Here is a 12,769-nt window from a genome sequence, read left to right as displayed (position 1 = left end):
GTCTGATTGCGCGGGGCGACATACTCGGTGACGCGCTCGCCCATTTCCGGCACTGGAAGGCGGCGACGGTCGAGCTTGCCGTTCTGGGTGAGCGGAATTTCATCGACTCGCACATAATGAACCGGTACCATGTAGGCGGGCAAACGCTCCTGCAGAAAGGCGCGGAGTTCACCGGCGTCCGGCGCATTGTCCGGCTCTGCGACCAGATACGCCGCCAGACGCAAGTCTCCCGGCTGATCTTCCCGGGCGATGACCACACAGGTTTGCAGCTCCGGATGCTGGCTGAGCACCGCTTGGATCTCCCCCAGTTCGATGCGGAAGCCACGGATCTTCACCTGTTCGTCGATCCGGCCCGCGTATTCCAGTTCTCCGGTTGGCAGAAGGCGTGCCAAGTCACCCGTCTTGTACAGCTTCTCGCCGTCGCAAAACGGATGCTTGATGAAGCGCTCCTCCGTCAAGTCCGGACGGTTGTGATACCCGCGGGCCAAGCCTGCGCCCCCGATATACATCTCCCCGGTCACGCCGACCGGCACCGGTTCGAGATGTCGGTCGAGCACGTAGACTTGCAGATCGGGGATCGCCGTGCCGATCACGCTTCCCGTCCCCTCTGTCGCGTCCTGCATCGTCAGTGCGCGGTAGGTGACATGTACGGTGGTTTCGGTGATGCCGTACATGTTGATCAACTGCGGCGTGCGGTCCCCGTGGCGGTCGAACCACGGCTTCAAACTTGGCAGGTCCAGCGCTTCGCCGCCGAAGATGACGTAGCGCAGAGACAGTTCGCCACCGTCGACGCGAGCTGCTTCCGCCTGCATGAACTGACGGAACGCGGACGGCGTTTGGTTGAGCACCGTCACCCGCTCGGCGATGAGCAGCTGGCAGAACGCTTCGGGCGTGCGGGAGACCCAGTACGGGACGACAACCAATTTGCCGCCGTACAGCAGGGCGCCCCAAATCTCCCAGACCGAGAAGTCGAAAGCATAGGAGTGAAAGGCGGTCCATACATCGTGCTCGTCAAACCGGTACCAATGCTCGGTGGCTTCCATCAGACGTCCAACGTTGCTGTGCGGAATCAATACCCCTTTCGGCTTCCCTGTCGAACCTGACGTGTAGATCACGTACGCCAGCGTGTCCGGCGTCGCACCGCTGTACGGGTTCTCCACACTACAGGAGGAGATCGCATCCCAATCGCGGTCGAGGCAGATCTTCGCTGCGCCATGCGGCGGAAGCGAGTGCAGATGCTGCTCCTGCGTGACGAGCACTTCGATCTGCGAATCTTCCATCAGGAACGCCAAGCGTTCTTGCGGGTAGGTCGGGTCGAGCGGGACATAGGCCCCGCCCGCTTTCAGGATACCGAGGATGCCGACGATCATCTCCACGCTGCGCTCGACGCACAGTCCGACCAGCGACTCCGGCCCGACGCCTTGGGCTTGCAGATGATGCGCCAAGCGGTTGGCGCGCTCGTTGAGCTCCCGGTAGGTCAGCTCTTGCTGTTCACAGACCACGGCGATGCGCTCCGGGACGCGGGCTGCTTGCTCTTCGAACAGCTCATGAATCGTCAGCGACTGCGGGAACGCGGTCACGTCATGCTGCCCGTGCAGCAGTCGTTCGCGTTCTTCGGCTGTCGTCAGCGGAAGTGTGGAGATCGACTGCGTCGGCGTATCCACAGCCGCCTGCAGCAGTATGACAAAATGCTCTGCCAGGCGGCTGGTCGTTGACGCTTCAAATAACTCGGTGTTGTATTCCAGTCTGGCTGTCATCCCGCCGTCGCCATTCTCGGACAGCGTCATCGTCAAGTCAAATTTGGCAGTCTGGAGGTCCAACTCGACGGAGCTGAGCGTGATCCCTGCCAGCTCGAGATCGGGAAGCGGTTCATTTTGCAGCACCAAACAGACTTGGAACAGCGGCGAGCGGCTCATGTCCCGTTCCGGCTGCAGCACTTTGACCAACGTTTCAAACGGTACATCTTGATGCTCGTATGCTTGCAACGTGGTCTCTCTGACGCGGCCTACCAATTCGGCAAAGCTCGGTTCGCCGGACAGATCGGTGCGCAGAACCAGGGTGTTGACAAAAAAGCCAATCAAACCTTCGATCTCTTTGCGCCCGCGCCCGGCAATCGGGGAACCGATCAGAATGTCCGCTTGGCCGGTGTAGCGGTACAGCAAGGTGTTAAAAGCGGCCAGCAAGGTCATGAACAGCGTCGCACCTTCCTGCTGACTCAATCGGTTCAGTTTCCCTGTCAGATTCGCACTCAGTTGGAACGTGTGATCAGATCCCCGCCCGGTCAGCATAGCCGGACGCGGAAAATCGGTCGGGAGTTGCAGAATTGGCAAATCTCCTCCGAGCTGTTGCTTCCAATATTGAAGCTGGTTATCCAGTACCTCCCCCTGCAACCACTCGCGCTGCCACACGGCGTAATCCGCATATTGGATCGGCAATGGTGCAACCTGCGGCGTTTGTCCCATCGCAAAGTCACCGTACAGCTTCGCCATCTCCGCAATGAAGATTTCCATCGACCACTCATCGGTGATGATATGATGCATCGTCAGGAGCAGCAGGTGGTCTTGCTCAGACAGCCTCAGCAGTTTCGCCCGCACGAGCGGCCCTTGTGACAAGTCAAATGGCTTTCGCGCTTCTTCCAGCGCTTCCGTAAGCGCCGCTTCTTCGCTGTTCACGACAGAAAGGGACGGGGCAACGGTTACTTGGTCCGAGATGATCTGCTTCGGCTGCCCGTCGACGACCTGGAAGGTCGTACGGAGGGACTCGTGCCGTTCTACAACCGTTTGGAAGGCTTGGAAGAATGCATCGCTGTCCAGACTTCCACTTATTCGCACCACGGCAGGAACATTATAGGTCGCCGTGTTGGGGTGTAATTGGTCAAGGAACCACAGCCGCTCTTGGGCATAGGACAATGGCAGATGATCCTCCCGCGCTGCAGGCAAGATCGGCGGAGCACCGTTTGGCTCCTGCTCGTCGATCATGGCAGCGAATTGGGCAATCGTTGGCGCATCAAACAGGCTGCGCAACTGCACTTGTATCTCGAAACGGCTGTTCACGCGAGCGACAAGGCGTGTCGCCAACAGGGAATGCCCTCCGATCTCAAAGAAGTTGTCGTGAATGGAGATCTCCTCCACAGGCAACAGTTCCGACCAGAGCTCGGCAAGTCGTGCTTCCGTATGATTCCGCGGAGCAACATACTCAGTGTGGCGCTCCTTGGCATCCGGGACCGGAAGCAGACGGCGGTCGATCTTGCCGTTGGGCGAAAGCGGAAACTGATCGAGCAGCATGAAGGCGCTCGGCACCATGTAGGCAGGCAACCGCTCTTTCAGGCCTGCGCTCAACTCTTCCGCCGGGACGGATGCACCTGTGTAATACGCGACAAGATCTTGGCCATCGTTCACGACGGCCGCCACCGATTGGAGAATGGATGGATGCTCGTTCAGCACGGCTTCGATCTCGCCCAGCTCGATGCGGAACCCGCGCAGCTTGACCTGCTGATCGACGCGCCCAAGGAACTGGATGTTGCCGTCCGGGAGCCAGCGGACGAGGTCGCCCGATTTATAGAGACGCTCGCCCGGCTCGAATGGGCTTGGCAAGAAGCGCTCAGCAGTCAGATCCGGTCGGTTATAATACCCGCGCGCGACCGCTGCGCCGCCGACGTACAGCTCGCCTGCGACACCGATCGGCTGCGGGCGGAGGTCGGTGTCCAGAATGTACAGCCTCGTGTTGGCATTTGGGCGGCCAATCGGGACGGTGCTGTACAGGGTCGGGTCGTACTCCCCTTTTTTCGCTTCATAAGCGGAGGAGTCGATCGTCGCCTCGGTGATCCCATAACAGTTGACCATGCGCATCCGGTCGCCAAAGCGTTCCAGCAGCAAGGCATAGTCGGCGCTCGCCAACGCATCTGCGCCGAGGATCAGCAATTTGAGATGATCGAGCGGCAGGCGGTTCTCCCAGATATAGGTGGTGAACGGGATGAGCACCCCCGGCGTGGAATCGAACACGGTGACTCGCTCTTCTTGAATCATGCGGTACAACGCTGCAAAATCCAAGCGGGTCTCCTGCGGCACGATCACCAGCGCCCCTCCCGCATGCAGGGCGCGAATCAAGTTGCCGACGAAGACGTCAAAAGACATGGAAGCATATTGCAGTTCGCGGATCTCGATCTGGTCATAGCCGAACTTGGTGCGCCACTCTTCGCTGTAGGTGTGCAACGTGTCGTGCTGCACCATGACGCCTTTGGGCACGCCGGTGGTGCCTGAGGTGAAGATGACGTACGCCAGATTGTGCGGCTCGACGCTGCTCGTCGGATTGGTGGCCGGCAGCAGGGCGAGCTCTTGTTGCAGCCCGGCCAACTTTTCGTCGGTCAACACCAAAGCCGGGTCGGACACGCGGAGCATGGTCGCAATGCGCTCCTCGGGGTAGGTCGGGTCGATCGGCACGTAGGCCCCGCCCGCCTTCAGCACCGCCAGCGTGGCGATCACCATCCACGGCGTGCGTTCGACGCTGATGGCGACCAGCGTTTCCGGCACGACGCCTTGCGCTTGCAGGTAGTTCGCCAGTTGGTTAGCACGCTCGTTGAGCTCGCGGTAGGTCAGGCGCTCAGCGCCGCAGATCACCGCTTCGGCGTCCGGGGTGCGGGCGGCCTGGTCTTCGAAATGCTGGTGGAGGCATTTCATCTCCAGCGTGGAGGGTTCGAGGCGCGTCCATTCGTGCAGCAGCTGCTGCTCTTCTTTTTCCGTGAGCAGACGCAGATCGGCGAGCGGTGCGTCCGGATGTTCGACGATGCTGCTGAGCAGCGTTTGGTAGTGCCGGATCATCCGCTCCACCGTCGCGGCGTCATACAGGTCGGTGTTGTATTCCCAATGCCCCCAGAGACCGTTCTCCGTCTCAAAAAAGGACAAGGTAATGTCAAATTGGGCCGTGTGCATCTCCAACGTCTCGGTTCTCAGCGTCAGGCCTGGCATGGACAAAGTGCGCTGGGTGTTGTTTTGCAGGACAAACATCGCCTGGAACAGCGGCGAGTAGGCCATGTTGCGGTCCGCCTGCAGCACTTCGACCAATTTTTCGAACGGAATGTCCTGATGGGCAAACGCGTCGAGTGTCGTGCGGCGTACTTGCTCCAGCAGTCCGCGGAATGTCATGCCCTGTTCGATCCGGCTGCGGTGGACGAGGGTGTTGATCAACACGCCAACAAGACCTTCGATCTCATGGCGGTTGCGGTTGGCGATCGGCGAGCCGACCAGAATGTCACCTTGCCCTGTATAGCGGGCGAGAAAGGTCTGGAACGCGGCCAGCAGCGTCATGAACAGCGACGTTCCGCACTCCACGCTGAGCTGCTGGACGCCATCGGAGAGCTGTTTAGACACCATAAACTGGATTGTGCTGCCGTCAAAGGTCTGGCTGCTCGGGCGCGGACGGTCGGTCGGCAGTTGGAGCGGCTCAAGTGCGCCGCCGAGCTGCTCTTGCCAATAGTCGAGATGCGTCTGCAAGGCGGCTTGCTGCTCGGGCTGCTTTTGCCAATATGCGAAATCGCTGTACTGAATCGGCAGCTCGGGCAGCGGCGAGGGCAAGCCGTTTTTGAAGGAGGCGTAGAGGACCGAGAACTCGTTGATCAGCACGCCGAGCGACCAGCCGTCGGAGATGATGTGATGGAGCGTGAACAGCAAGAGATGCTCCTCGTCCGCCTTTCGGATGGTCGTCACGCGCACCAGCGGGCCATGGATCAGGTCAAACGGGCGCTTGGCTTCTTCCCGCGCCAGACGTTTGGCCGCTTCCTCACGCTCCCCCTCCGGCACGTCTCGAACGTCGAGCGCCGTGATCGGCACGGAGAGCTCCTGATGGATCAAAATCGTCGGTGTGCCGTCGGTGACGGGGAAGGTCGTGCGCAGGGCTTCATGACGGCGGATCACTTCGTGGATGCTTTGGGACAGCAGATCACGGTCGAGCTCTCCGGTGATCGTCACAGCGAACGGCACATTGTAGACGGCCGCATCCGGCTCCATCTGTTCCATGACCCACATGCGCTCTTGTGAATAGGACAGCGGCGACTCCCCAGGCGGACGGCGGGGAATGCCCGTTTTCTTTTGGACGGACGCGGGCATGACCGGGCCCTTGCCCTTGATTCGTTTTTCTAACAGGGCGCGCTGCGCCGGGGTGAGATTGGCTCTTTTGTCCATCTGGGTCTCCTTCTGCCTTCATGTCTGTATGTGACTGATTCATTTTAATTAATGTATTTTAATTTTCATTGTATCACACACGGCTATGTTTGTGTGTAAAAGAAAGAGTCTGGCAATGTTGAGCCAGACTCTCTTTTCACTTAGCGTTTCATTCTGTTGCCGTGGCGCTCCCTGCGTTGAATAACAGGAGCCTGTACGGTTTCGGCTGCTTCGATCACTTCCGCCAGCTCGGCGATGGTCGTCTTTTCGAAAAGCTCGCGGAGATTGAGCGAGACGGAAAACACTTGTTGTACTCTGGCGACGAGTTGCGTGACCATCAGCGAATGTCCGCCGAGATCGAAGAAGCTGTCATAGACGGAGATCTCCTCAATCCGCAGCAGTTCCGACCAGAGCGCGGCGAGACGTTCTTCTGTAAAGGTTCGTGGAGCGACAAACTCGGTCGTGCGCTCCCACTCATTCGGGATCGGCAGCAGACTGCGGTCGATCTTGCCGTTTGGCGTGAGCGGGAATTTTTCAAGCTGCAGAAAGGCGGACGGAACCATAAATGCGGGCAGACGATCTTTCAGATAGGCACGCAAGTCTGCGGCCGGAACGCGATCTCCTAAGTAATAGACGGCCAGTACCTCACCACGGTGAACCGCCGCCACCGATTGAGCGATGAATTCGTGTTCGTCCAGCACCGCTTCAATCTCACCGAGTTCGATCCGAAAGCCGCGCAGTTTGACTTGGTCGTCAAACCGGCCAAGGAACTGCAAGCTGCCATCCGCAAGCCAGCGCACCCGGTCTCCGGTCTTGTAGATTCGCTCGCCCGTTTGAAACGGACTGGGCAAGAAGCGCTCTGCCGTCAGCTCCGGTCGGTTGTAGTAGCCCCGCGCCAAGCAGTCGCCGCCCACGTACAGCTCACCCGCCACACCGGTCGGCACCGGCTGGAGCGCTGCGTCCAATACATACACAGTGACATTGGGCAAAGGCCGGCCAATCGGTACGATCTTGCGCTCCCGGTCATGGCGGCAGTTCCACCACGTGGCATTGACGGTAACTTCGGTCGGACCGTACCGGTTATGAAGCTCAACATCCGGCAACCTGTCCAGCACCCGCTCCTGCAATTCATAAGGCAATGCTTCACCGCCGCTCAGCAGGAAGCGCAGACTCTTGCACGTCTGCACGTTCGCATCTGCAGCAAACAGTTGGAGGATCGACGGGATAAAGTGTGCGATCGCGATCTGTTCTTGGTTGATCAGTTCAATCAGATACGGGATATCGGCCTGCCCTCCTGAACGGGCCAGCACCGTCTTGGCACCGCATGACAGTGGCAACAACATTTCCCATACCGACACGTCGAATGAAAAGCTCGCCTTCTGGAGGACATGATCGGTCGGCGTCATCTGATAAAACTGGAGCATCCATTCGATGTAATTGCAAATGCTCTTGTGTTCGATCATGACCCCTTTTGGCACTCCGGTCGAGCCAGAGGTGAAGATCATGTAGGCCAGGTGATCGGGCGTCGTGTTACAGACCGGATTGACGGTCGGCATCGTGACCAGTTCACTCTGCAAGGCGTTCAGCATCTGATCTGTCAAAACGAACACCGGATTGGATTCGCGTATCATGGTCGCGATGCGCTCTTCGGGATAGGCCGGGTCGATCGGCACATAGGCACCGCCTGCTTTTAAGATCGCCAACGCGGTGATGACCATCTGTTCTGTGCGCTCGACACAGATGGCGACAAGCGTATCTGTCGTGACGCCTTGCGCCTGCAGATAATGCGCCAAGCGGTTGGCCCGCTCGTTGAGTTCACGATACGTCAGGCGCGCGTCGCCGCTGACAACCGCTTCCGCATCCGGCGTACGGGACGCTTGCTCCTCAAAGCGCTGGTGCAGGAGCTTCATTTCGACAGACGAAGTTGCACCGCCCGCCCACGTGGTCAGCAGCAGGTGCTCCTCGTCTGCCGTGAGCAAACGCAGAGCGGAGATGTCCGTATCCGGGAAAGCGATGATGCTTTCCAACAGCACAGTCAAGTGCTCCTCCATGTGCCCGATCGTATCAGCCGTGAACAGGTCGGTGTTGTATACAAACTTCGCCGTCAGTCCATCCGCTGTCTCGGTCATCGTCAGCGACAGGTCAAATTTGGCAGTGCTGCTTGCGACAGGCTGAGCAGACATCGTGAGGCCATCGAGCTCGACCTGCTTCTGCTGTTTATTTTGCATGACAAACATCGCTTGGAACAGCGGCGCGTAGCTCATGTTGCGCTTCGGCTGCAGCTCTTCAACCAGTCGCTCAAAAGGCACGTCCTGATGTGCGTACGCATCGAGAGCGGTCCTGCGGACGCGGGAGAGAAGTTCACGGAAACCAACCCCGCCTGACAGGTCGGTGCGCAGCACGAGCGTGTTGACGAAAAAGCCGATCAGCGCGTCGATCTCTTCGCGCCTCCGTCCGGCGATGGGCGTTCCAATCAGGATGTCCTCTTGGCCCGTGTAGCGGAACAGCAATGTGTTAAAGGCAGCGAGCAAAGTCATAAAAAGTGTCGTGCCCTCCTGCTGACTCAGCCGGTTCAACTGCCCGGTCAATGCTGCATTCAAATGGAAGGTACGGCTCGCTCCCCGCTCGCTCAGCACCGCCGGACGCTGGAAATCGGTCGGCAGTTGCAAGATCGGCAGTTCTCCGCCGAGCTTGTCCTTCCAATAAGCCAGCTGATTTTGCAACAGCTCACCTTGTAGCCACTCACGCTGCCAGACGGCGTAATCTGCGTATTGAATGGGCAGTGGCTGCAAATGCGCCGTTATTCCTGTCGAAAAGGCAGCGTAAAACGTTGCCATCTCCTCTATGAAAATGCCCATCGACCACTCATCGGTGATGATGTGATGCATGGTCAGCAGCAACATGTGCTCAACTGGCCCCAACCTCAGCAATTTCGCGCGCAAAAGCGGTCCTTCTGCCAAACTGAACGGCGTTCTCGCTTCTTCCAGCGCTGCCGCCCGGGCTTCTGCAACGCTTTGCACATCTGACACAGGCAATGGTACGTTCCCTTCATTCGTAATGATCTGCTTCGGCTGCCCGTCAACGATCTTGAACGTCGTGCGCAGGGATTCATGCCGTTTGACGACCGCCTCTAAGCACCTGCAAAGCACATCGGGCTCCAGGTTCCCTTTGATCTGGAGCACAACCGGGATGTTGTAAGTCACCGAATCGGGATGCAACTGGTCAAGGAACCACAACCGCTCCTGAGCAAAGGACAACGGCAAATGCTCATTTCGCGGCACGGGTATGATCGGTGGTGTGACAACTTCGTGCTCCTGTTCGGCGATCACGGCGGCGAGTTCGGCGATCGTTGGCGCTTCGAAGAAGCTGCGCAGAGACAAATGCGTCGCAAACCGGCTGTTTACCCTCGACATCACTCGCATTGCCAGCAAGGAGTGCCCGCCGAGCGTGAAAAAGTTGTCTTGCACACCGACTTGCTCGACCTGCAGAACTTCCGACCAGACGATACACAGCTCTTCTTCCAGCGGCGAAGACGGCGCGACGTACGTTCGTTCGACACTCTGCAGGGGCGCGATCTCCAAAGCAAGCAGAGCTTTGCGGTCAATTTTTCCGCTCGGGGTCAGCGGCATCGCATCAAGCTGTATGAAGCGAGTTGGCACCATGAACTCGGGTAGGCGCGTGCCGAGGAAACTGCGAATGCCCAGCACGTCGGGCAGCTCCCCTTCGGCGACCACATAGGCGATCAGCGTGTTGTCGCGGGCGAGGACCGCCGCTTCGTGAATCGCGACATGCTCTAAGAGGCGCGTTTCGATCTCACCCAACTCGACACGGTAGCCGCGCACTTTCACCTGATGGTCGAGACGGCCGAGAAACTTGATATTCCCGTCCGGGAGGTAGCAGGCGAGATCGCCCGTTTTGTACAGTCGGCCCGGGCCAAACGGATTGGGAATGAACCGCTCAGCGGTCAATTCGTCCCGCCCGAGGTACCCTCGCGTCACACCAGCCCCGCCGATGTGCAGTTCACCAGCAACGCCGATTGGCACCGGCTGAAGCTGTTTGTCGAGGATGTAGTGCGTGCTGTTTGAAAGCGGACGGCCGAGTGGAATTGAATGTAGTTCGGTGTCTGTCACTTCATAATGAGCCGCGTAGACAGTCGCTTCTGTCGGGCCGTATAGGTTGAACAGGCGTGCATTCGTGTTCTGTAACAGTTGGCGGGCCAGCGTGGGAGGCAATGCTTCGCCGCCCAGCAGAATTTTTTGCAAAGGAGCGAGCGCGGCCAGTCCCTCAGGTGCTGAGATGATCATGTTCATCATTGAAGGCGTGCACTGCAGAATGGTCGCTTGGTGGCGGAGCAACTGTTTGCGCAAGGAGTATTCGCTGATCGACAAGCCCGTTTCACTGATCTCCTGTTCGGTCAGCAAAATGACTTTCGTCCCGCGCGTCAAACTCCAGAACAGCTCGAGCACGGAAATGTCAAAGCCGATCGAAGTCAGAGCGAGAATCGTGTCTTTCCCTCCGCAGCCAACAGCTCCATCCATTCCGGTGAAGAAATGGGAGGCGCTGCGGTGCTCGACCATGACACCTTTGGGCTGGCCGGTGGAACCGGACGTGTAGATGATGTAGGCCAGATGCTCCGGACGCACGAGACTGGACGGGTTCGGGAGAAGGTCAGACTGCTCTTCCCCAGTCAAGGTCAGCACCTGAGCGTCATGCGGCGGAAGCTGTCCGGCGAGCGACGGCTGGATCAGGATCACTTTCGGCTTGGCATCCCTGATCATAAAGGCGAGGCGCTCCTGCGGATAGCCCGGGTCAAGCGGCAGGTAGCCTCCTCCTGCCTTGTGTGTCGCAAGCAGAGCGGTGAGCAGTTCGGGCGAACGCTCCAGATAGACCCCGACAACATCGTCCGGCCCAACGCCGCACGCCTGCAGGGACTGAGCGGCATGGTTGGCGCGGTTGTTCAGCTCTCGATAAGTCAGTTCCTGATCTTCAAATACCAGTGCGATCGCATCCGGGGTGCGTTCCACCTGCTCTTCGAACAGGTGATGAATACAGACTTCGCGGGACGGCGCTGCCGTGTCATTCCAGTCGCGGAGTATCTTTTGCTGCTCTTCGTGCGGCAGGAGCGGATATTCGTGCAAAACCCGGTCCGGCTTGTCGACGATGCCACTGAGCAGCGTTTGGAAATGCAGAATCATGCGTTCGACCGTCTCGGCGTCAAACAGATCGGTGTTGTATTCCCAATGCCCCCAGAGGCCATTCTCGGTCGCAAAGAAAGACAAAGTGATGTCAAATTTGGCCGTTTGTGTCTCCAGAGTCTCGCTCCGCAAAGTCAACCCCGGCATGGAAAGCGTATGCTGCTCATTGTTTTGCAGGATAAACATCGCTTGGAACAGCGGCGAATAGGCCATGTTGCGATCTGCTTGCAGCTCTTCGACCAATTTTTCGAACGGCATATCCTGATGGGCAAATGCGTCGAGGGTCGTACGGCGCACTTGTTCCAACAGATCGCGGTAGGTCATTTCGCCGTCAATCCGGCTGCGATGGACAAGGGTATTGATAAAGACGCCGACCAGCCCTTCGATCTCACGGCGGGTGCGGTTGGCAATCGGCGAACCGACGAGGATGTCCGTCTGCCCGGTGTAGCGGGAAAGAAACGTTTGAAAAGCGGCCAGCAGGGTCATGAACAGTGTCGTGCCAGTCTCTACGCTCAGTTGCTGCAGAGAATCGGAAAGCGGTTTGGAAAGCATAAATTGGGTCGTGGCACCACAAAAGGTCTGGCTGCTCGGGCGCGGCCGGTCGACCGGCAACTGGAGCGGTTCAAGTTCGCCGCCAAGCTGCTGCTTCCAATACTCTCGATGTTGTTGTAAAGCGGCTCGCTGCTCCGGCAGCTTCTGCCAGTACGCAAAATCGCTGTACTGGATCGGAAGCTCCAGGAGCGGCGCAGGCAGACCGCTTTTAATGGAAGCGTAGAGGAGCGAAAACTCGTTGATCAGCACACCGAGCGACCAGCCGTCCGCGATGATGTGATGGAGCGTGATCAGCAACAGATGCTCTTCATCCGCCTTTTGGATGGTCGTGACGCGCACAAGCGGGCCTCGGATGAGGTCAAAAGGACGCTGGGCATCTTCCAGCGCCAGACGCTGAGCCGCCTCATCCCGCTCCCCCTCCGGCAAATGCCGAACGTCAAGCGCGAGGATCGGCACGGATAGTTCCTCATGGATCAATACCGCTGGCGTGCCGTCTGTGACCGGGAACGTGGTGCGCAGGGCTTCGTGGCGGCGGATCACTTCGTGGATGCTTGTGGATAGCAGTTCGCGGTCGAGCTCTCCGCTAACCGAAATGGCAACCGGAATATTGTAGACAGCCGCTTCCGGCTCCATCTGTTCCATGACCCACATGCGCTCTTGGGAATAAGACAGAGGAGATTCCCCCGGCGGACGGCGGGGAATGCCCGTTTTCTTTATGGCGGAAGCAGGCATGACGGGGCCTTTGCCTTTGATTCGTTTTTCTAACAGCGCACGCTGCGCCGGAGTTAGATTGGCTCTTTTGTCCATGCGGGTTCTCCTTCTACCTTCAGGCTCCTATATGAATAGTTCATTTTAATTAATCCATTT

General features: G+C 58.5%; 1 protein-coding gene and 2 pseudogenes. All 3 read right to left on the bottom strand.

Annotation, left to right across the window (positions count from 1 at the left end):
• Positions 1 to 68: 68 nt before the first annotated feature.
• Positions 69 to 2,912: pseudogene (locus tag EV586_RS21745) on the bottom strand (non-ribosomal peptide synthetase); the annotation flags it as partial.
• 72 nt (positions 2,913 to 2,984) lie between these two features.
• Positions 2,985 to 6,101 (bottom strand): annotated as a pseudogene (locus tag EV586_RS21740) (non-ribosomal peptide synthetase); the annotation flags it as partial.
• A gap of 215 nt (positions 6,102 to 6,316) precedes the next feature.
• On the bottom strand, positions 6,317 to 12,709 hold the full coding sequence (locus EV586_RS01225; RefSeq protein ID WP_132943269.1) for a non-ribosomal peptide synthetase: 6,393 nt from the start codon (positions 12,707 to 12,709) through the stop codon (positions 6,317 to 6,319).
• Positions 12,710 to 12,769: the final 60 nt, after the last annotated feature.

The sequence above is a fragment of the Tumebacillus sp. BK434 genome, assembly GCF_004340785.1.
Lineage (GTDB): Bacteria > Bacillota > Bacilli > Tumebacillales > Tumebacillaceae > Tumebacillus_A.
Note: the sequence above shows the minus strand (reverse complement) of the source record. Positions and strands in the feature narration are given on the sequence as shown.

Bases quoted from the DNA above. Each gene is read 5' to 3' on its own strand.
- EV586_RS01225 (WP_132943269.1), bottom strand. From the start codon at position 12,709: ATGGACAAAAGAGCCAATCTAACTCCGGCGCAGCGTGCGCTGTTAGAA.